This window comes from Pseudomonas sp. GM60 (genome assembly GCF_000282415.1).
GTDB lineage: Bacteria > Pseudomonadota > Gammaproteobacteria > Pseudomonadales > Pseudomonadaceae > Aquipseudomonas > Aquipseudomonas migulae.
This window is the reverse complement of the sequence record NZ_AKJI01000052.1, coordinates 25,198-46,547: the sequence shown is the minus strand read 5'-3', so window position 1 is coordinate 46,547 and position 21,350 is coordinate 25,198. Positions and strand designations below refer to the sequence as shown.

14 protein-coding genes and 1 pseudogene are annotated in these 21,350 nt (G+C 62.8%); 7 read left to right on the top strand and 8 right to left on the bottom strand.

The annotated features are described in order from the left end of the window. Positions 1–42: 42 nt before the first annotated feature. From PMI32_RS15290 to PMI32_RS15320, 8 genes and pseudogenes are all read right to left on the bottom strand, one after another. Complete coding sequence (locus tag PMI32_RS15290; RefSeq protein WP_008029160.1) at positions 43–501, bottom strand: REP-associated tyrosine transposase; 459 nt, start codon at positions 499–501, stop codon at positions 43–45. Between the two features lie 203 nt (positions 502–704). Continuing rightward, the gene (locus PMI32_RS15295) at positions 705–2,519 is read right to left on the bottom strand and encodes a dipeptide ABC transporter ATP-binding protein (protein ID WP_008029159.1); all 1,815 of its coding nucleotides are present in this window, start codon (positions 2,517–2,519) and stop codon (positions 705–707) included. Beyond that, complete coding sequence (locus PMI32_RS15300; protein WP_008029157.1) at positions 2,516–3,361, bottom strand: ABC transporter permease; 846 nt, start codon at positions 3,359–3,361, stop codon at positions 2,516–2,518. Before PMI32_RS15300 ends, PMI32_RS15295 begins: the two co-directional genes overlap by 4 nt. A gap of 10 nt (positions 3,362–3,371) precedes the next feature. After that, positions 3,372–4,433 (bottom strand): ABC transporter permease, encoded by a 1,062-nt coding sequence (locus PMI32_RS15305; RefSeq protein WP_008029155.1) that lies wholly within the window; start codon positions 4,431–4,433, stop codon positions 3,372–3,374. Beyond that, the gene (locus PMI32_RS15310) at positions 4,426–5,994 is read right to left on the bottom strand and encodes an ABC transporter substrate-binding protein (RefSeq protein ID WP_008029153.1); all 1,569 of its coding nucleotides are present in this window, start codon (positions 5,992–5,994) and stop codon (positions 4,426–4,428) included. The genes PMI32_RS15305 and PMI32_RS15310 overlap by 8 nt, the downstream gene beginning before the upstream one ends. 10 nt (positions 5,995–6,004) lie before the next feature. Then, a pseudogene (locus tag PMI32_RS0128840) lies at positions 6,005–7,204 on the bottom strand (LLM class flavin-dependent oxidoreductase). Positions 7,205–7,363: 159 nt separating this feature from the next. After that, positions 7,364–8,095 (bottom strand): class II aldolase/adducin family protein, encoded by a 732-nt coding sequence (locus tag PMI32_RS15315; RefSeq protein WP_008029148.1) that lies wholly within the window; start codon positions 8,093–8,095, stop codon positions 7,364–7,366. A gap of 15 nt (positions 8,096–8,110) precedes the next feature. Further along, complete coding sequence (locus PMI32_RS15320) at positions 8,111–9,166, bottom strand: ABC transporter substrate-binding protein (RefSeq protein ID WP_008029146.1); 1,056 nt, start codon at positions 9,164–9,166, stop codon at positions 8,111–8,113. Positions 9,167–9,598: 432 nt separating this feature from the next. Here PMI32_RS15320 and PMI32_RS15325 point away from each other — a divergent pair, with 432 nt between their 5' ends. The 7 genes from PMI32_RS15325 (at position 9,599) to PMI32_RS15355 (ending at position 21,269) form a co-directional block, all read left to right on the top strand. Continuing rightward, positions 9,599–10,867, top strand: a complete 1,269-nt coding sequence (locus PMI32_RS15325; RefSeq protein WP_008029144.1) for an acyl-CoA dehydrogenase family protein — start codon at positions 9,599–9,601, stop codon at positions 10,865–10,867. Between the two features lie 363 nt (positions 10,868–11,230). Beyond that, entirely contained in the window at positions 11,231–13,012 is a 1,782-nt protein-coding gene (locus tag PMI32_RS15330; protein ID WP_008029143.1) for an ABC transporter ATP-binding protein, read from the top strand. Next, a complete protein-coding gene (locus PMI32_RS15335; RefSeq protein ID WP_008029141.1) occupies positions 13,005–14,873 on the top strand; it encodes an ABC transporter ATP-binding protein in 1,869 nt (622 codons plus the stop codon). Before PMI32_RS15330 ends, PMI32_RS15335 begins: the two co-directional genes overlap by 8 nt. Positions 14,874–15,179: 306 nt before the next feature. After that, positions 15,180–16,340 (top strand): LLM class flavin-dependent oxidoreductase, encoded by a 1,161-nt coding sequence (locus tag PMI32_RS15340; RefSeq protein WP_008029139.1) that lies wholly within the window; start codon positions 15,180–15,182, stop codon positions 16,338–16,340. A gap of 20 nt (positions 16,341–16,360) precedes the next feature. Further along, positions 16,361–17,413, top strand: coding sequence for an ABC transporter substrate-binding protein (locus PMI32_RS15345; RefSeq protein ID WP_008029138.1), 1,053 nt, complete (start codon positions 16,361–16,363; stop codon positions 17,411–17,413). A gap of 36 nt (positions 17,414–17,449) precedes the next feature. Beyond that, complete coding sequence (locus PMI32_RS15350) at positions 17,450–18,508, top strand: ABC transporter substrate-binding protein (protein ID WP_008029136.1); 1,059 nt, start codon at positions 17,450–17,452, stop codon at positions 18,506–18,508. A gap of 490 nt (positions 18,509–18,998) precedes the next feature. Continuing rightward, complete coding sequence (locus tag PMI32_RS15355) at positions 18,999–21,269, top strand: TonB-dependent receptor (protein ID WP_008029134.1); 2,271 nt, start codon at positions 18,999–19,001, stop codon at positions 21,267–21,269. Positions 21,270–21,350 lie beyond the last annotated feature (81 nt).

Genomic DNA, 21,350 nt, shown 5'->3' with positions numbered 1-21,350 from the left:
TGCTGGCGATGGCGGCCTGACAGCCGCCACCGACTATCCCGGCTACAGCCACTTGGCATCCCACAAAGGATAATCGTGTACGCGCCTCACCAATCCCGCGCGCAATGGATTGGCAACGATGTACCGGGCCACCGCCAACAAATCCTCCTCCCGCCGAATCGCCCGATCGTGAAAGCCTCTTTGCCAAAGCGCCCCCCTGCGTTGCAGACGTGCATTCACCGCCCTGGCACTGCGCGATTTGGTCGCCAGCATCAACGCCAGCAATGTGCTGTTCTTCAATTCGACCAGCCAATGGAAGTGATCCGGCATCACCACCCAGGCCAGGGAGTCGGCCCATTCTTCTGTCTGGGACTGGCGGAATTGGTCCACGATCAGACGTCCCACCCGCCAGTTGGCGAAGACGGAATCACGGTTATGGGTGACGGCAGTGAGCAGGTAGATTTGGCCGGATTCGGAATAGCGCCCGGCGCGCAGGTGGTTGGCATGGGGAAGATCGGGCATTCCATTGCCCTCCTGTGTTTTTGGGAGAAACACAAGGCTAGTGCGCGGAAGTCATGATCGATGCCAAAGTTCAGTTCTGAATGTGTCTGGACGATCGCCATCGCCAGCAAGCCGGCTCCTACAGGTTTGTGTCGCGCCACATTTCTGCGTACACACACATACTCTGTAGGAGCCGGCTTGCTGGCGATGGCGATGGTAGCTGCCTACAAAGATCCATCGCCCAACGTCGGCGAATTCTCCAGCAACGTACGCGTATACGCCGCCTGCGGCTGATCCAGCACATCATCCACCGCCCCCTGCTCCACCACCCTTCCCAGCTTCAGCACCAATACCCGGTCGGCAATCGCGCGAACCACGCCGAGGTCGTGGGTGACGAACAGCAGGGTCAATCCTTCGAGTTGCAATTGCCGCAACAGCGCCAGGATCGAAGCCTGCACCGACACGTCCAGCGCCGAGGTAATTTCATCGCAGATCAGCAGTTTCGGCTCACACACCAGCGCCCGGGCAATGGCCACACGCTGGCGCTCGCCGCCGGACAGGCTGTGCGGATACAGATCGGCCACCGACGCCGGCAGCGACACCCGCTTGAGCACCGCATCCACGCGCTGGCGAGCAACGCTGCCCTTGATGCCGAAGAAGTGTTCCAGTGGCGCACTCAGGGTCTGGTAAACGGTTTGTCGCGGGTTCAGCGCCCGGTACGGGTTCTGAAAAATGTACTGAATCTGGTGCCGTTGCCGCCCGTCACGTCGGCGGGCCGACAAGCTCAGCGGCACACCCGCGTAATGCAAGTCGCCCTCGGCGTTTTCCCCGAGCCCGGCGATGGCCCGGGCCAGGCTGGTCTTGCCGGAACCGGATTCGCCCACCAGCGCCAGGCATTCCCCGGCGGCCACCCGCAGAGAAACGTCGAACAACACCTGTCGATCGTAGGCCACGTTCAAGTCTTTGATCTCCAGCAGCGGCGCCCGCTCCACCGGCACATCGACAGCCGACACCGGTGCCTGGGCAACTAACCGCAAGGCCTGAAGATGCGGATCGAGACACGCCACTCGCTGCGCTGAAGACAGGTCGTGCAAGGCCGGTTCAGCCTGCGAGCACTCGGCGGCGCGACGCGAACACCGAGGCGCGAAAGCACAGCCGTGCGGCCGCTGCCCCGGTGCCGGGGCATGCCCCGGGATCGCCTGCAAATCGCGACGTTGCGCCACATCGGGAATCGCCGCCAGCAGGCCTCGGGTGTACGGATGAGCCGGCCGCGTGAACAACGCTTCACGGTCGGCGACTTCAACGATGCGCCCGGCGTACATCACCATCACCCGGTCGACCAGGTCCTTGATCACCGCAAGGTCGTGGGACACATAGACCGCCGCCACGCCGAGGCTTTTGCACAAGCGGCGCAAGGTCGCGAGGATGTGCGCCTGAGTGGTGACGTCCAGCGCCGTGGTCGGTTCATCGAGGACGATCAACTGCGGACGCAGGACAAACGCCAGCGCCAGCATCACCCGTTGCTGCTGCCCACCGGAGAGCTGATGGGGGAAGCGCCGCAAAAACGCCGCGTCGTCCGGCAGACCGACATCACGCAAGGTATCGACGATGCGCTGCTGTTGCGCCGCACGATCCAGTTCAATCTGATGCGCACCGAGGGTTTCGCGCAGCAGACTGCCAATGCGCAGCGCCGGATTCAGCGCCGTCGCCGGGTCCTGCGCGACGTAGCCGATCAGGCTGCCACGGGCCCGGCGCAACGCTTCGCCCTCCAGGGTCAGCAGCGAATGGCCGGACACCTCGACCTGCCCGCCGACAATCCGCGCCCCGCGTCGGGCATGGGCGAGCAACGCGGTGGCCAGGGTCGTTTTGCCAGAGCCGGACTCACCGACCAGTCCCAGAATCTCGCCCGCCTCAAGGCTGAACGAAACCCCGGACAGCACGTCAATCTGTCCCGCCAACTCGACCCGCAAATCCCGCACCTGCAGCACCCCGGCAGTGGTCACCGGCGGGCGGGACTCGATCCCGGCAATCGCATTCATGGCTGTTTTTCTCCGATCCGTGAACTACTGCGGCCGATGCCTTCAGCGAGGATATTGGTGCCATAGGCGAAGATGCCGATCAGGATCGCCGGGGCCAGCACCGCCCACGGCTGCACCAGCAAACCGGCCTGGTTTTCATTGATCATCAGCCCCCAATCGGCGGTCGGCGGTGCCACGCCGTAGCCGAGAAAACTCAGGCCCGAGAGCATGCCGACGCCCCAGGTCAGCATGTTGCCGAAATGCACCAGCAGCGGCGTGAGGATGTTCGGCAGGATTTCCCTGAACAGAATCCGCCGCCGCGAGTAGCCCATCATCTGCGCGGCCTCGACAAACTCCTGCCCCGCCACCGCCACCGCACTGCCACGGGCCAGACGGATCACACCGGGCGTGAAAGCGATGGCCACGGTCAACACGATCAGCCACGGCGCGCGGCCGAGCATGGAGACGATCAACAACACCAGAATCAGGTCGGGAAAGGCCAGCGACACGTCCGCCAGCCAGGTAATCAACTGGTCGAGCCGGCGCCGGGAAAAACCCGCCAGCAACCCCAGGGTGCTACCGGTCAACAGCGCAATCGAGGCCGCCGCCACGGACATCCACAACACCGAGAGGCCGCCACTGAGCAAGCGCGACACCACGTCGTGCCCGAGAAAGTCATAGCCCAGCAACGCCGCGCCAACCGGGGCGCCGTATACCGAGCCGAGCATTTCCGTCGGGCTGTGCGGCGCCAGCCACGGGCCAGACAAGGCCAGTGTCACCACCATGGCAGTGATCAGCGCGCCCTTGCAGGTTTGCGGTTCTGCCAGCCATACCTGCCAGCGCGAACGTCGGGAGTCAGTCATGTTTTACCTCTCAAGGCGCCTTGGATGGGGAACGTCGCCACCACGGCTGAATGCCCCGGCGGTTACGCTGAATCATGGTCACGCGGCGGGCGGTGCGCAGTTTCGGCGTAAGCAGCACGGTCAGCAGATCGGCGAGCAGGTTGATCAACACCACGCCAAGGGTGATCACCAGCACGATGGCCTGGACCATCGGCAAGTCGCGCATCTGGATCGCCGAATTCAGCGAAGTACCGATGCCGGGGTAACTGAAAATCACCTCGGCCAACAGCGCGCCGCCGATCAGCGTTCTCAGCGTCAACGCCACGCCTTGAATCGCCGGGATCAGTGCGTTGGGCAGCGTGTGGCGCCAGACAATGCGCCACTCTGGAATGCCGCGCAGGCGCGCAGCGATCACGTAATCGGACTCCAGCGCCTCGATCATCGAGGCCCGCACCATGCGCGTCAGGTACGGCAATGCCGACAGGCTCAGGGCCAACACCGGCAACACCAGGAACTGCAATTGGCGCAGCAACGACTTGTCCGGATCGAGGATCGACACCGCCGGCAGCAGGTCCATGTGCGGCATGGAAAACAGCAGCACCAGACCGATGGCCAACAGAAACCCCGGCGTGGCTTTAAGGAAGATCAGCAGCGACAGGCTCCAGCGATCCAGCCGACTGTCACGGCGCAACGCCAGGGAAACGCCGAGCAACAACGCCGCTGGCACCACCACCGCAATGACCCCGGCGAGCAGCGCCAGGGTATAGCCGAAACGGCCGAACAGAATGCTGCCGACCGGCGCGTTGGAGTCGAGCGACACACCGAGCTCGCCGCTCAGGGCATGCCCGAGCCAGCGCAGGTACTGTTCGAGAATCGGCCGGTCCAGACCCAACTGGCGTTGCAAGGTGAGGATGCTTTCCAGTGGCGCGTCGGGGCCGAGAATCACCCGGGCCGGGTCCGAGGGCAACGCCTGCGTGGCGATGAACACCACCAGGCTGATGACCCACGCCGTCAGCAATCCGTAAGCCAGGCGCCCGATAAACCACGACAGCCAGGCTGGCGTGCGGGGTTCTTTGCAAGAAGGCTCAGGCATGGTTCACCCACAATTCATCAAAACGCCAAGAGGCAAACGTGGTCTGTTCAGGCTGCAAACCGCCGACCCGCACCGATGCTGCATCCAGCACATCGTTGAAGCCCCAGATCAACAAGCCACCGCGTTCGTGTTGAATGCCTTGCGCTTCGTGCACCAGCACTTTGCGTTGCTCAAGGTCGGGTTGCGCCAGCGCCTGGCGGTACAGCGCGCTGAAGCGTTCATCGTGGAAGTTGCTGCGGTTGTAGATGGCCTGTGGCGCATCGTTGTGCAGCGCCGACGCGAGAAAGCCCCGGGCCGGTGTGGAGCCCGGCGACAGCAGCCAGTTTTCCCGTTGCGGACCGTTGAACACCGAGCCATCGACCTGAGTGACCTTGATCTCGACCCCGGCTTTTTTCGCCTGTTGCGCAAACACCAGCGCCGCGTTGACGCCCGGCCCCGGCGTGGTGGTCAGCTCCACCCGCAAGTCGGCCTGCCCGGCCTGGCGCAACAGCGAACGCGCCTGTTCCAGGTCGTAGGGACGCTGGGCAATGCTGTGGTTGTAGGTGGGGTCGTGGGGCGAATACAGGTCGTTGGCGATGCGCCCGAAACCGTTGAGGCCGCGGTCCACCAACTCGCGACGGTCGGCCAACAGGCGGAACGCCTGGCGCACCCGCTGATCCTGAAACGGTTGCTTCGCCAGATTCAGATTGAACCCGGTGAACGAAGTGCTCGGCGACGCGTACAACCTCAGCCGCGAGTCGGCCTTGAGCAGTGCGCTGTGTTCGGCTTGCACGCCGCTGGCCACGTCAATCTGCCCGGCGCGCAGGGCGGCGGCGCGGGACACCTGGTCCTTGAACTCGATGATCTCCAGTTCATCGGCATAGGGTTGGCCGGGTTTGTAGTAATTCTCGAAGCGTTGATAAAGCGAGCGCTGGCCGGGAATGAAACTCTTGAGCTTGTAAGGGCCGGCGCCGACCGGGTTGCTGACGGGGTCATAATCGGTGGGGACGATGCCGCCGAAACTGATCAGGGTTTCATCCAGCGGGTAAAAGCTCTGGCCTTCCTTGAAGCGGATTTCGATGGTGCGCGCATCCAGTTTGCGCAAAGCATTGCGGTCGATCGCGCCCACCAGACCGGCGAATGGCGACGCCAGTTTCGGGTCGGTCAGGCGCAGGATCGAGAACAGCATGTCATCGGCGCCGATGCTCTTGCCGTGATGGAACTCCAGGCCCGGTTTGATGCGAATGGTCCACGCACTGGCGTCGGCGTTGGGTTCGGCAAACTCGGCCAGGGCCAGGCGCGTGCTGACGTCGGTGTTCCATTCCCAGAACTTGCTGTACAGCGCCCAGCCGCGAATGATCCCGCCGCCAACCGGTTTGTGCGCGTCGAGGTTGCCCGACTGATCGCCATCGATGATGCCGACCCGCAAGCGACCGCCGCGCACCGGGGTGCTGGACAACGCGGCCGCACCGCTGACCTGCGCCCCGCTGTCGCATCCGCTGAGCAGGCTGCTGCCGAGCAACAGGCCGCCACTGACCGCCAGGCCATTGCCGAGAAACCGGCGACGGGAAAATTCGTTCATCGCTGTCTCCTCAGACTCGCTCGGTCGCTGCTACACGCCGTGGTGCCGGTGTGCTGACACCCAGTTTCGGCACGTCGAAACCGTGATCCAGATCGAGCAACGGAAACAGCAGGTCGGCCACCCGGTGCGCTTCATCGATCAGCGGGAAACCGGACAGAATGAATGCCGATGTGCCCTGCGCTTCGTATTCGCGAATTCGCTCCGCGACCTGCTCGGCGCTGCCTACCAGGTAAGTGCCGGCTGCCGGGCCGAGGATGTTGAAGCCGAACAGGCTCGGGCCGAGCTAGACATTCGGGTAGATCTCCAGGTCCCGGGCCTTGGGCAAACGGCCGGCGCGAATGGCCTCGACGTTGCGCTGGATCTGCGCATCGTCGCTGTGGAAGGTCTCCAGGGTTTCGCCGGGCGGCAATTGACGTTCGATGGCCGTGCGCGCGGTTTGCAGCGAGGTACGTTGCAAGAGTTTCTCGGCGTGGGCCCAAGCCTCGTCCTCGGTTTCGCGAACGATGATTTGCAGGCGCGTGCCGAAGGTCAGTTCTCGGCCGATTTTCGCGGCTTCTGCTGCGACCTTGCGGAATTTCTCACCGAGTTTCGGCGGGGTGTTGGCGAAGCTCAAGTAGACGTCGAGCAGTTGCACCGAATGTGCGACACCCGGCCCCGACGTGCCCGCGCCCCACAGTGGGATGCCAGGCTTTTGCTTCGGCGGATGCCAGCCACCCAACGGATGACTCGCGGCAGCCGGTGAACGGGGGGCGAGTTTGACGTACTGGCCGTCGAACCCCGAAGTGTCCCCGGCGTAGAAGCTCTGGAACGCACGCCAGTATTCGAGGCTGAAGTCATAACGTTCGTCGTGGGGGTAATGCACGCCGAGGGTGGCCAGGCCGGCGTCATTGCCGTTGACCACGTTGAACAGCAGGCGGCCGTTGGAGAATTGATCGAAGGTCAGCGCCCACTTGGCCAACACGGCTGGCGACAGTTCACCGGGGTGTTGCGCGACCAGGAAGCGCAGGCGTTTCGTGGCGTCGATCAGCGCGGCCGAGACAGCGAGGCTTTCGTTGGGACTGGAGCCCAGCAGCGAACCGTAGTAACCAAGACGGTCGCTGGCCACGGCAAGTTGTTTCAAATGTTCGAAATCGGTTGTCCAGCGGCCTTCGGGTTCCCACGGATAAGGCCCGTCGGGGGTGGTGAGGTACCAGAGGATTTTTACAGCCATGGGTGTGTTCCTTGAATGTGTGTAGCAACCTTCCGGGCGAACCCGATCCTTGTAGGAGCCGGCTTGCTGGCGATGAGGCCCTTGAACCTTGCGTCGATCTTTCGGGCACCATCGCCAGCAAGCCGGCTCCTACAGGGGATGGTGGTGGCCTGGAGATTGTTAGCTGCGCCGGTCGATGGCCGGCACCAGGCCCAGCTCGGTGGCTTTGTCGTACAGGCCGCTCATTTTCCATTGCTGGGTCAACACGCCAGGGCCATAGGCACGGGAGCCGCCGAGGGCGTCGGCGAGCAGTTGCAGTTGCGCGCCCTCCTCCAGCAACAGGATGAATTCGGCGGTGGCGCGCAGGCCCTGTTTGCCCCACACGGTGGAGCCGCCGTTGGCTTCGAGAATCGCCAGGTTGAAGGGGTTTTCGGCAATCTTGTCGAGGATGAAATCGACTTCCGGCTGACGGCGGTCGATGTACACCGGCAACTCCCGGGCGAGCTGATAACGCTGCACCGGCACGTAGTGGAACGGCAGCGTGCGATGGGTTTGCGCCCAGGCGCCAAGGTATGGCGAGTGCACATGGGACACGGTGGTCACATCGGCATGTTGCTGGAACAGTTTGGTGTAGCGCCCCAACCCGCCCTTGCCTTTGCCGAAGATCACCTTGCCGTCGAAGTCGGTGACCGTGGCTTGCAGCGGCTTGCCGTAATTCCACGGGCCACCGTAGTTCACCGACACCAGCAGCTCCTGGCCCGGTACGCGTTCGATGAAACCAACGGTGCCGTTGGCGGTGATGGTGTTGGTTTCACGGAACACGGTGAAGGCTTCTTCAGCCTCGATCAGCACCTTGTCGATGAAGTTCTTCAGTTCTTCGCTGATCAGTTGTTCGTTGATGAGTACGGTCATGGCAATTCTCCAGAGTCAGGCGCGGCGCTTGGCCAACAGTTCATGGGCGGCTTGCAACGGGCGCGGATCGACCCAGTCGGCGATGGAAAAATCGCGTTCGAGGAAGCCGTGCAGGTAAAGGAAATCTTTCTGGGTATCGAGAAATTCCAGACGCTGTGCCGACAGGTCCGGCGCCAGCGTGGTGTGGAATTCACCGCGATAGGCTTCGGCGACACCGGCACTGCCGGCGCGGGTTTCTTCTTCGAGAATCGCGTTCAACGCCTCGCGATTATTCGCTGCCCAATCGGCGGCGCTGAGGGTTTGCGCGAGGAAGCGCACGACCAGGTCGAAATGGTTGTCCAGCAGGCTCTGGTGGACCGTGATCGGGCGCGGCGTGCCATTGTTGATGCGATAGCGCGGCTCGGCGATCAGGTCGAGGTCGATCCCCACCACCAGCCCGAGACGCCGCGCGGCATCGGCGGCGGACGCGCCTTTGACGTACACCGCGTCGACTTCACCGCGCACCAGGTAATCGAGGCCCGACCACAGGCGCTGTAAACCTTCCTGAGGATTCGCCGCCTGCTCCTGGTTTTGCAGCGCCACTTCCACCAGTTCGACGTCATCGAAGCCCAGCCCCGCCAGGCTCAACGTACCTTTGTAGCCGTGCAGGCTCATGGCCCGAGCGATGCTGCCGGGGCGGGTTTCACCCCAGGCCGGCAGTGCCAGACGCTTGCCTTTGAGGTCTTGCGGACGCCGAATGCCGGAGTCCGGGCGAACCAGGATGGTTTGCCACTCTTCGATCCAGGTCAGGCCGATCAGGCGACTCGGCGCACCAGCGGCGCGTGCCGCCAGGGCCGGTACGTTGCCGCCTTCGCGAAACAGGCCCGGCAACTCGTGATCGTAGTGGTGATGCCCCAGTTGCCGGGCCTCCTGCAAGGTCGAAACCGGCAGGCCGTCAGCGGCGAATTCTTCGCTGAGCCAACCGAGTTTGTAGGCGATGCCGGAAGCTGTCGGCACCGGGCAACGGGTGAACCAGATCTGCTCCAGTTCAGCCGGGGTAGCGGGTCGGGATTGTTTGGCAGCAAGCGTCATGGGCAGCTCCGTGGTTGGGCAAGTGTCTGTTGCCGGAGCTATTGCAGCGCCCGTGCCAAGAGCTGAAACGCCCGGTTTACGGGGCTTTGCGCCTGACACCGAGCAAACAACCGACGCTGGTTGCTGGCCTGCCAGCAGCATTGCGCGGCGACTGCTGCTGGCCGAGCAGTCGCCTCCCCAGCATTGCTTCCCCAGCAACACTACCCCGCCAAACCCCTTGCCGGGCGGGCGTTCCAGCCCTTGGCGCAGAACTTGCTCAAGGCCCTTCAACGCCCGTGAAACACCGATCCCCCTTGTAGGAGCCGGCTTGCCGGCGATTGGCCCTCAAGCCTTGCATGAATTTCAAGGACGCCATCGCCGGCAAGCCGGCTCCTACAAAGGGGTTGCGCAGGTTTCACGGCCATCATCAGATCAATGATCAGAGGTACAGCAATGAGCAAGGTCGAACACAACCCCGCCGGACAACTGATACAAGAACAGGCGCCTATCCGCCTGCTGGACAGCGAGGCTCAAGCCATCGCCGTGGCCAGGGACATCGCCCGGGAGATTGCCGAGATCGCCGCCGACGCCAGTCAAAACGGCCAACTGCCACGGCGTCAGGCGCAGCTGTTGTCGGAGAGCGGCTTGACCGCCATTGGCGTGCCCAAGGCGTTTGGCGGCCTCGGCGCTTCGGTGGAAACCATCGTCGAAACCGTGCGAATCATTTCAGTCGCCGACGGCGGCGTCGGTCAGTTGCTGCAAATCCACAACGTCATGCTGCGAGGGATTTTTACCGGGTACTCCGACGAGATTCGCGACCGACTGGTTCGCGATGTATTGGCCGGCAAGCGTTTTGGCAATGCCCTGGCGGAAGTCGGCGGCAAGAACAAATTCGCCCTCAAGACCCGCGTCGAACGCCGCGCCGACGGCAAGTTGATCCTCAATGGCAGCAAGTTCTACTCCACCGGTTCCTACCTGGCCGAGTGGATTTCCCTGACCGCCGCCAGCGATGACGGCGGTGCCGGGGTGCTGCTCAATCGCAACACACCGGGCCTGACGCTGGTGGATGACTGGGAAGCGTTCGGCCAGAAAAACTCGGTCAGCGGCACAGTGATTTTCGACAACATCGAACTCGATGAAGGTTTCGTCTCCCAGCGCAAAGGGCCGATGAAACGCACCGGGTTGACCTTCCCGCAGATCCTTCATGCGGCCATCGATACCGGCATTGCCGAAGGCGCGCTGTCGGCTGCGGTGGACTACCTGAATCACAATGCGCGGCCGTGGGTGGAAAGCGGCGTCGATCACGCCAATCAGGAGCCGCACATCATCAAGCAAATCGGCGAATACGCCGTGGCCCTGCGCGGCGCGCAATCGTTGCTGCGCGACGCGGCGCGGGTATTCGATCAGCACGAACTGGACCCGGACAACAAAGAGCTGCAGGACGAGCTGATTCTGTCGGTGGCGACCGCCCGCGCCCACTCCGACGCGGCGTCGCTGAAAATCTCCAGCGACATTTTCTCCCTGCTCGGCGCCAGTTCCTCACTGAGCAAATGGAACCTCGACCGCTTCTGGCGCAACGCAAGGGTCCACACCACCCACGACCCGATCCGCTGGCGCCTGCACCACGTCGGCAACTACTACCTCAACGGCGTCGACCCCGGCGAATACACCGCGATCCTCAACGCCAAGGAAAAACAGGGCGCGACCAGCCCCGGACGGTGATCCCCCAGGCACCGCCTCCCCTTGTAGGAGCGAGGCTTGCCCGCGAAGGCGCCCTAAAGCCCTATGCAAAACCCAAAGGCCCCATCGCCAGCAAGCCGGCTCCTACAGGTTCGGCGTTCCACCTGAACAAATGCAAAACCCTGTAGGAGCTGGCTTGCCAGCGATGGCGTCCTCGAAAGTGATGCAAATCCAAAGGCCCTATCGCCAGCAAGCTGGCTCCTACAGGGACGGCGTTCCACCTGAACATATACAAAACCTTGTAGGAGCTGGCTTGCCGGCGATGGCGTCCTCGAAATCGATGCAAATCCAAAGGCCCCATCGCCGGCAACCTGATCGTGTCCGCACACCACACAGAGCTTTTTCATGATCGAAAAACATCCTCTCTTGCGCAGCCTGGCGATTTACCGGGAGATGCCCTGGCGCTTCGCCCTGGTGGCGGCGTTGTACATCGCGGTGAACCTCGGGCTGGTCTGGCAGCAATGGCTGATCGGCCACGCCGTCAACGACGTCAGCGCCGGCCGCGCGGTCGTTCGGCAAGCCGATGGCAGTCTCGACGCCAGCCTCGCCTGGTACTGGTTGTGGCTGATGCTCGCCGTGGCGTTCGGCCGTGGCGTGTTGCAATACGCCGCCAGCGTGCTGTCGCTGGTGCTCAGCCAGGAACTGCTGACGCGCCTGCGCGAGCGCATCCTGCAGCAGGTGCAAACCCTGCACCTGGGTTATCACTGGCAGCACGGCATGGGCGAAATGATCACCCGCACCACCCGCGATGCCGACAAGGTGCGCGATGCGCTGATCAGCTTCTGGCGCCAGGTGGTGGAAACCCCGCTGGTGGTGCTGGCCACCGTCGGCCTGCTGAGCTGGTACAACCCGCTGCTGGGGTTGGTGCCGCTGCTGCTGACGGTGTTCGGCCTGTGGATTTTCGTGCGTCAGACCGAGCGTCTGGTCAGCCTCGACCGCGCCGTCGGCGAGGCCTACGACCGGGTCAATCAGGACCTCAGCGAAGGTATAGGCGGCGTGCGGGTGATCAAATCGTTTGGCCTGGAACACAGCCGCATCCAGCGTTTCTCCGGGCAGGTGGCGGTGTTCGCCGAGCACGCCCGCCAGGCCCTCGCCTATTCCAGTTCGCGGATTCCGCTGCCTCAAGCGGTCGTCGCGCTGGGGCATGTGTGGATTCTGGTGTACGGCGCGCACCTGGTGGCCACCGCGCAATTGGGTATCGGTGAACTGGTGACCTCGCTGCTGATCGCCACCACCCTGGTGTTTCGCATCGAAGGCATTGGCCGGGTGATGCAGACCTTCGCCGACGCACGCTCCAGCGCCGAACGGATCTGGCAACTGCTGGACGAGCCCGCGGCGATCCGCAGCGGCAACGCGACCCTGCCCGACACGCCACTGGGGCTGAAACTGGAACACGTCAACGTCAGCGCACCGGGTGGTGGCCTGGACATTCTTCATGACTGCTCGCTGACCGTGCAGCCCGGCGAAATCGTCGCGCTCGTCGGCGCCACCGGCACCGGCAAGAGCCTGTTGGCGAGCCTGCTGCCACGCCTCAGCGACATCAGTTCCGGGCGTCTGCTGATCGGTTCGGACAGCGCCGGCTGGCAAGACATTCGCCAGTTGAACCTCGACGAATTGCGGCGCCGGGTGCACGTGGTGCCGCAAGAAAGCTTCCTGTTTTCCGACACCCTCGCGGCCAACCTGCGCCTGACCGCACCCGACGCTAGCGATCAACAACTGCGTCACGGTTTGCGCCTGGCCGCCGCCGAAGACGTGCTGGAACGCCTGCCGCACGGCCTGGCCACGCCACTGGGGGATCGCGGCGTGACCTTGTCCGGGGGCCAGCGCCAGCGTCTGAGCCTGGCCCGCGCACTGCTTGGCGAGCCGGACATTCTGTGCCTGGACGACGCCACCAGCGCACTGGATGCGATCAGTGAACGCCAGGTGCTGAACAACATTCGCCAGTTGCGCCGCGATCAGGGCCGGGCCACCACGTTGCTGGTGATCTCCAGCAAGCTCTCGACCATCCTCCTCGCGGACCGCGTGCTGATGCTGCAGGACGGCAAAATCGCCGCCAACGGCACCCACGAAGCCTTACTCAAAACCCGTCCGGACTACCGCGACCTGCTAGGGATCGACCATGGCTAACCCAATCGCCGGCAAGGCCTTGAGCGATATCGAAATCGAAGAAATGCTCGCCCGCAAGGCCCTCGACCGCAGCATGTTCAGTCGGCTTTTGCCGCTGCTGAAACCGATTCGCCGGCACATTGTCGGCGTCATCGGCATTGAACTGCTGCTGGTGTTCACGGTGTTTCTGCGGCCGTGGTTTGTCCGCGAATTGCTCGACCGTGGGCTGATTCAACAGAACGATCACTGGCTGCTCGACGAACGCCTGGTGCTGTGGCTCGGCCTCGGATTGGCGGCCAGTTGGCTCGGGCGTTTCCTGCTCGCCGGTGTCTCGCAGTTTGTCGCGGGCAGCGCGGCGATCCGCGTGCTCAATGACTTGCGGGTGCGCGTATTTGCCCATGTGCAGAGCTTGAGTGTCAGCTACTTCGACCGGACCAAGGCCGGGCGGATCATTTCTCGCGCCGACCGCGATGTCGACGCCCTCGAACCGCTGCTGATTCAGGGCCCGCCCGAACTGCTGGGCGCGCTGCTGCGCTGTGGCCTGGCTTCGGTGATGTTGTGGCGGATCGACCCGCGATTCTTTCTCAGCCTCGCCGCCACGGTGCCGTTGCTGGTGTTGGCGACCTGGAGTTTCAAACGCATTTCCCAGCGCAACTGGGCCAAAGTCGCGGAAAACCGCAGCCGTTTCACCGCGCATCTGGTGGAGAGCGTCAGCGGCGCACGCATGTTGCAACAATGCGCCCAGCAAGCGCCCAACCTGCGGCGCTATCGCGGCTTGCTGGATGATTTCAATCAGGCGCTGATTCGCGGCAGCCTGCGATCCAGCTGGTTTGCGCCGTTCACCGCGCTGCTCAGCTCCGCCGGCATGGCGGTGCTGTTGCTGGTGGGCGCCTATGGTCTGGCGCAGGCGGATGTCACCGTGGGCCAGGTCGCGGAAAGCCTGTTTTATGTGTTCCTGTTTCTCGGGCCGTTGCAGGAACTGTCGGACCTGTTCGAGCGTTACGCCACCGGATCGGCCTCGGCGCAGCGGATCTTTTTGCTGCTCGACACGCGCCCGGAGATCAGCGACAGCACCACCCCGCAACACTTGGACAAGGCCCGCGGCGAAGTCAGTTTTGAACGGGTGCGGTTTGCCTACGATGCCGGCAGTTCTTCACCGGTGATCAATGACCTCGACCTGCAGATTCCGGCCGGCGAAGTGTTGGCGATCGTCGGCCCCTCGGGCCATGGCAAAAGCACGCTGGTGCAGTTGCTGACGCGTTTTTACGAGGTGCAGTCGGGGGCGGTGAAGCTCGATGGCGTTGATATCCGCGACCTCACCCAGCATGAACTGCGGCGCAACGTTGGCGTGGTGCTGCAGGACAACGTGCTGTTCAGCGGCAGCATCCTCGACAACCTGCGCCTCGCCGCGCCCCTGGCGGACGATGCCCGGCTGATTGCTGCTGCCCGGGAGCTGGGAGCGGATGAAGTGCTGGAACGCCTGCCACATCAGTACCAGACCGAAGTCGGGCCGCTGGGCGGGCACTTGAGCCATGGCCAGCGGCAACTGGTGTGCCTGGTGCGCGCCTACCTCGCGGACCCCGCGGTGCTGGTGCTGGACGAAGCGACTTCGGCGGTCGACATCCACACCGAGCGACGCATTCAGCGCGCGTTCCGCCGACTGTGCGAGGGCCGCACCGCGATCATCATCGCCCACCGCCTGGCGACCATTCGCGATGCCGACCGCATTGCAGTGATCCGTCATGGCCGCCTGGTCGAACAAGGGCCGCACAGCCAATTGATCGATCAGGGCGGCGCCTATGCGGCGTTGTACCAGACCTATCTGCGCAGCGCCGAAGCGGGTGCATCGATCGACGACATCGTCGCCACATCGCCGGCATGATCAAGACCGCCATCGCCGGCAAGCCGGCTCCTACAAGGTCACCGATAACCTGTAGGAGCCGGCTTGCCGGCGATAGCAATCTGCAAAACACCACAAACCCCTCTGCTGCACCCCGAACAACCATTGCTGACAGACTGCTGCTACAGCAGCACCTCCCACCGCCAATACCGTTTCTCCCCCCGTCAAACCCCTGGCCCTTCGGCCCCAAACCCACCCCGCCGACCATGGCATGTCCGTTGCAACCACCCCTGCCAAGGCGTCCTCGCACCTGCGCGACGCAACGCGTACTTGAATCAGGAGCATCCCATGAGCACTGAATTTTTCTGGCGTCTGCCGCTGGGCACCGATGGTCCGCAACTGACCACCGACAAACACAATCGTGGCAATCCGGACTATCGACCGGGCAACATCGCACCGGGGCGCTTGCCCAACGGCGAACCGGATGACTTCACTTACATCGACTACATCGCCCAGGTCGCGAAAGCGGCGGAACTGGCCGGGTTCGAAGGCGCCCTGCTGCCCACCGGCCCGGAGCCGTGGATTGCCGCAGCGGCCCTGGCCCGGGAAACCCGCCGGATCAAATTCCTGATCGCCTTCCAGGGCACCTGGACCTTGCCGGCCTATGCCGCGCAACAAGCGGCCATCCTGCAAAACCTCAGTCGCGGCCGCCTGGAGTGGAACATCATCACCGGCGGCAACCCGGCCAGTCAGCGGGCCAACGGTGACTTCCTCGAACACGACCTGCGCTACAAGCGCACCGGTGAATTCCTCGACATCATCCAGGGTCTTTGGCAGAACGAACGCTTCTCCTACGACGGCGATATCTACCAACTGGAGAACGGCGCCCTGCCCCATGGTTTGCAAAACGAACGCAAACCCGGCGTGTATTTCTCCGGTTTTTCCGATGCCGCGCTGGATGTCGCCGCCAAACACGCCGACGTTTATCTGAACTGGGCCGAGCCGATCGACAAGCTCAAGCCGCACATCGAGCGCGTCCGCGAACTGGCGGACAAACAAGGTCGCAGCGTGCGCTTCGGACTGCGCGTCGACCTGTTCGCCCGCGAAACCGAAGAACAGGCCTGGAAAGATCTGCGCCGCCAGTTCGACAAGCTCGACGGCAAGAGCAGCGTGGTCGCCAAAGGCTTTACCAGCGGTTCCGATTCGGTCGGCGGCGCACGGCAAACGGCTTACCACCAGAACGTCGATCGCTTTGATGACCTGATCATTGGCCCGAACCTGTGGGCCGGTTTCGCCAAGGCCAAACCCGGGCCGACCGTGGGCCTGGTGGGCAGTCACCAGAACATCGCCGAACGCCTGTCGGAATACCGCGATGCCGGTTTCTCGACCTTCATCCTCGCCGGCAATCCGCACCTGGAAGAAGCCCTGCGCATCGGGCAGGAAGTGCTGCCGCTGGTGCACCAGCGCCCTGTCGCCCAACCGCAAACTCACTTGAAGGCCAGCGCCTGAGCGCGGCGGGAGAATCATTCATGACGCAAGCCCTCGACACCCTCTGGTACACCCGCTGCCCGGTCCCGACCGGGCTCGGTATCGCCGTGCAAAAAGGCTGGCTGCAAGACACCGTCGGCGCGCTCGGCACCGAGGTTCAATCGCTGCGCGAGTCCACTGACAAAGCGGTTCGCGAATCGCACTTCGATCACACCTTGCGTAACTCGGTACGCCACGGCGGCAACATCCCGGCGATCTGGGCCCGTGCGCAGGGCCGGGAAACCCGGGTCATCGGCCTGTCCTGGGCTGATGAAGTGCAACTGATCCTGACCCGCGCCGACAGTGGCATCAAAACCGTCAAGGACCTCAAGGACCGTCGTTTCGGCCTGCCGGACTGGGCCGGCGCGCAGATCGATTTCACCCGCGCCCAGGCCCTGCGCGGCCTGGAAAACGCCCTGAAACTCGAAGGCCTGCAAGTCGGTGACGTGCAACTGGTGAATTTCCGTTATGACGGCACGTTCAGCGACCCGCAGGTGCAAACCGTCAACGGCACACCGGTCAGCGCGCAGCGGGTCGAGGGGCGCAACCTGGAACTGGTGGGCCTGCTGCGCGGTGAGGTCGATGCGATTTTCCTCAAGGGCGCGAGTGCCGCACGGCAGGCCCACGAGTTTGGCTTGCACACGGTGATCGACACCGGTTCGCACCCGGAACCGCTGATTCGCAGCAACAACGGCACCCCGCGCACACTGGCCGTGGACCTGAACCTGCTGGACCAGCATTTCGATGTGGCCACCGGCATTCTTGATTCGGTGCTGCGCGCCGAACAATGGGCGCACACCCACCCGGAAGAAACCCGTCGCTACCTGGCTCGGGAAACCAACAGCAGCGAGTACTGGGTCAGCGCCGCGTACGGCGACGACGCGCACCTGCGCCTGCGCACCGAACTCGACGAACAGGCCATCGCCGCGTTGCAGGATTTCACCCACTTCCTGCATCGCTGGCGCTTCATCCCGAAAAGCTTCGACGTGCGCGACTGGATCGATCCACGGCCGCTGCAAGCGCTGCTGGCAACACCCACCGCACTGGCTGGCTAACCCGCCGGATTTCATGGATTGGAACTGAAGACCCTTATGAGCAAACCACTCGATACCCTTTGGTACACCCACAGCCCGGTGCCCACCGGGCTTGGCATCGCCGTGCAGTCCGGGCGACTGGCGGAAGCCTTTCTGCCGTTCGGCACCAACATCCAGTCCTTGCGCGAGTCCAGTGAACGGGAAGTTCGCGAAGCTCATTACGACCATCACCTGAAAAATTCGGTGCGTCACGGCGGCAATATTCCAGCGATCTGGGCCTACGCCAGCGGCGTGCAAACCCGCGTACTGGGGTTGTCCTGGAGCGACGAGGTGCAGTTGATCCTGACCACGGCGGAAAGCGGCGTGAAGAGCATTCGCGACCTGAAGAACCGCCGTTTTGGTCTGCCGAAATGGGCCAACGTGCAGATCGATTTCACCCGTGCCCAGGCCCTGCGCGGACTGGAAAACGCCCTCAAGCTTGAAGGCCTGGAGGTGTCCGACGTCGAGCTGGTGGATTACCCCTACGGCGGTACTTACAGCGACGATCAAAAACAGCATGTCTTCGGCTCGGAAGTCAGCCTCGGTGTCACGCGCTTCAGCAAGCGCAACAACGAACTGATCGGACTGCTGCGCGGCGACATCGACGCGATTTTCCTCAAGGGTGCGCACGCCGTGCACCTGGCGAACGAATTCGGCTTGCAGGTGGTGGTCGATACCGGCTCGCACCCTGACCCGCTGATCCGCTCGAACAACGGCACACCAAGGACCCTGACCGTGGACACGCACCTGCTGCACGAACATTTCGATGCCAGTGTGAAAATCGTCGACACCGTGCTGCGCACCGAGCAATGGGCGTGGGCCAATCCGGAAGAAACCCGACGCTTTTTGGCGCGGGAACTCAATACCAGCGAGTACTGGGTGGCCGCTGCGTATGGTGAAGATGCGCATCGGCGTTTGCGCACAACCCTGGATGCGCGCTCGATTGAAGCGTTGCAGGATTTCACCGATTTCCTGCATCGCTGGGATTTCATTCCACGCCGTTTTGATGTGCGTGAGTGGATTGATTTCAGCGTGCTGGAAAAGGTGATTGGTTCGACGTCACGATTGGCGGTTTGAGGTTTTTTTCGTTTGTGAGGGCCCCATCGCCGGCAAGCCTCGCTCCTACAGGGGTTGTGTGTCGTTCAAATTTATTGTGACCGACACACATCGCCTGTAGGAGCGAGGCTTGCCCGCGAAGGCGTCTCACGATTCCAACCGTTGATCTGCGTGTGCCGCGATCCCGTGTAGGAGCCGGCTTGCTGCGGGCGGCGTTCCGACGATGGCGTATTCAACATCACCGCATTGCTCGCCCAGCAACAAACCCCCGCCCCACTCCTGCTGCTCCAGCAACACCCGCCAAGCAACTTTCTGCTGAATCCCCGACAGGCACTTAGCGCCAGACTGGATCCAACTAACTCACTTATTAAAAATCGTCTTTAACGGCAACTTAAAGAAACTATTTAATCGTTATATTTCAATCATTTAACAAAACTAAAAACCCTAAAAAATAATCTGGCACGATCTCTGCTCTACCCCTATTAGCGAAACTTTAACGGGGGAGATTCACATGCATAAACTTAATCCAATCACCAAGAGTATCTGGTTAACCTTGCTGCTGTCCGGGGGGACTGTCAGCGAGGGGCTGCTGGCGGCGCAATCCAAGGACGCAGACAGCGACAAGACCACCACGGAGCCTTCACTCAAGACGGTCACCGTCACCGCTCAACACCGGGAAGAAACCCTGCAAGAGGTTCCGGTGGCCGTGTCGGCGGTACAGGGCACCAGCCTGATAGCCGATGGCGTGCGCAATATCGGCGACATCACCACATTCGTTCCCAACGTAGCGGCGAAGAACCCCGACGGCGATGGCCGGCCGCGTTGGTACATTCGCGGCCTCGGCACCGGTGATACGGGCGCGGCCACGGTGTTCCCGGTTGGGATCTACGCCGATGACGTGTACCTGAACGCGCCGATTGCCGGTGGCGGGCCGTTGTTCGACCTGGAACGCGTGGAGATTCTGCGCGGTCCGCAAGGCACGCTGTACGGCAAGAACACCACTGCCGGCGCGGTGAACATCATTTCCAAAAAGCCGACTTTCGACACTGACGGTTTCGGCACCATTGGCTTCGGCAGCAAGAACGAACGCATCGTCAGCGGTGCCCTCGGCGGCGCGCTGGTGGATGAAAAACTCGCCGCACGGGTGGCGTTGTATTCCGAAGAGCGCGATGGTTTCCAGAAGAACCTCGTCGACGACAACACCTACGGCGACGTCAACAAGAAAGCCGTACGCCTGCAATTCCTCGCCCAGTTGAACCCTGACCTGGAGGCCCTGCTGAAGATCCACAGCCGCGAATTCAAAGGCGATGGCAGCAACGGCTCGCTGGCCGTCGGGCGTTACTACAACGTCGGTTATCAACGACCCAACGGGCGCGACACCGCGCTGAACGTCAACGAGGATTCCAAGCTTGATCACGACGGCACGTCGCTGACCCTGAACTGGAATTTGGGTGATTACACCCTGACGTCGATCAGCGCTTATGACTACATCCGCGGCCAGTCCACCAGCGACGCCGACTACACGCCTTTTGAGGTGAACGGCGCGGCGATTTCCGATAACAAATACACCCAGTACTCGCAAGAAATCCGCCTGGCCTCGCCGCAGCAGGAAACCCTGCGCTGGCTCGCCGGTGCGCATTACTTCCACGAAGACCTCGACAGCTCGGCCCAGCGCATCATCACGCCCGGCCCGACACCGAACGGTACCGGTTCGAACCAGACCGGCGGCGCCACCGATTTTCGTGACCTCAACTTCGACCACACCACCGACAGCTATGCGCTGTTCGGTAACCTGACCTACGACTTCACCGACGATTTCAGCGTCACCGGTGGCCTGCGCTGGACCCAGGAAAAGAAAGACATCGACCTCAACCTGACCCAACTGACCCGCACCACCGCCAACGGCCCGCTGGTGCCGCTGGGCGGCGCTGGCACCAACGGCAATCGTCAGGAAGACAAGACCTGGGAAGCCTGGACGTATGACCTGACGCCGGAATACCGGATCAACGACAACGTGCGCGTGTTCTTCCGTTATGCCCACGGTTTCCGTTCCGGCGGCTTCAACACCGGGCTATCGACCAGCCTTGCGCAACTGACCACGGTTGATCCGGAACAACTCGACGCTTACGAAATCGGCCTCAAGTCCGAGTGGTTCGACCACCGCCTGACGGCCAACGCCAACATCTTCTACTACGACTATTCGGACATTCAGGTGAACCTGCTGACGGTCAACAACGGCGTGTTGACCACCGCGCTGACCAACGGCGCCAAAGGTACGGTCAAGGGCGCCGAGCTGGAGCTCGAAGGCCAGCCGACTGACTACCTGCACTTGCGGGCGGCGGTGTCGTTCCTCGACACCGAGTACACCGATTTCAAAAACACCAACCCGAACACAGGCGCCGTCACCGGTGACTACAGCGGCAACAGCTTCGTGCGTTCGCCACGCAACGTGGTGTCGCTCGGCGCCGATTACACCTTCCCGCTGGAAGTCGGCGGCAAGCTGGTGGCCGGCGGTGACGTGAGTTTTCGCGACAAGGAATACTTCCTCGCCGATCGCCAGAGCAGCGTCGACAAGACGCTCAGCCAGCCCCATTACACCTTGGCCAACACCCGCCTGACCTGGTTCAGCCCGGATGAAAAACTCAGCGTCACGGGTTTCGTCAACAACGTCACAGACCGGCGCTACCAGGTCCATGGCCGGCCCAACGGCACCCTCGGTCAGTACGTCATCACCTACGGCGACCCACGCACCGTCGGCCTGAGCGTGACCAGCCGCTTCTGATCCCGGTTCACACACCCCTCCTGTAGGAGCCGGCTTGCTGGCGATGAGGCCTTCAAGCCTTGCGTCGCCAGTGAGGACGCT

Coding starts and splice junctions, on each gene's coding strand:
- PMI32_RS15290 (WP_008029160.1), bottom strand. CDS start 501: ATGCCCGATCTTCCCCATGCCAACCACCTGCGCGCCGGGCGCTATTCC.
- PMI32_RS15295 (WP_008029159.1), bottom strand. CDS start 2,519: ATGAATGCGATTGCCGGGATCGAGTCCCGCCCGCCGGTGACCACTGCC.
- PMI32_RS15300 (WP_008029157.1), bottom strand. CDS start 3,361: ATGACTGACTCCCGACGTTCGCGCTGGCAGGTATGGCTGGCAGAACCG.
- PMI32_RS15305 (WP_008029155.1), bottom strand. CDS start 4,433: ATGCCTGAGCCTTCTTGCAAAGAACCCCGCACGCCAGCCTGGCTGTCG.
- PMI32_RS15310 (WP_008029153.1), bottom strand. CDS start 5,994: ATGAACGAATTTTCCCGTCGCCGGTTTCTCGGCAATGGCCTGGCGGTC.
- PMI32_RS15315 (WP_008029148.1), bottom strand. CDS start 8,095: ATGACCGTACTCATCAACGAACAACTGATCAGCGAAGAACTGAAGAAC.
- PMI32_RS15320 (WP_008029146.1), bottom strand. CDS start 9,166: ATGACGCTTGCTGCCAAACAATCCCGACCCGCTACCCCGGCTGAACTG.
- PMI32_RS15325 (WP_008029144.1), top strand. CDS start 9,599: ATGAGCAAGGTCGAACACAACCCCGCCGGACAACTGATACAAGAACAG.
- PMI32_RS15330 (WP_008029143.1), top strand. CDS start 11,231: ATGATCGAAAAACATCCTCTCTTGCGCAGCCTGGCGATTTACCGGGAG.
- PMI32_RS15335 (WP_008029141.1), top strand. CDS start 13,005: ATGGCTAACCCAATCGCCGGCAAGGCCTTGAGCGATATCGAAATCGAA.
- PMI32_RS15340 (WP_008029139.1), top strand. CDS start 15,180: ATGAGCACTGAATTTTTCTGGCGTCTGCCGCTGGGCACCGATGGTCCG.
- PMI32_RS15345 (WP_008029138.1), top strand. CDS start 16,361: ATGACGCAAGCCCTCGACACCCTCTGGTACACCCGCTGCCCGGTCCCG.
- PMI32_RS15350 (WP_008029136.1), top strand. CDS start 17,450: ATGAGCAAACCACTCGATACCCTTTGGTACACCCACAGCCCGGTGCCC.
- PMI32_RS15355 (WP_008029134.1), top strand. CDS start 18,999: ATGCATAAACTTAATCCAATCACCAAGAGTATCTGGTTAACCTTGCTG.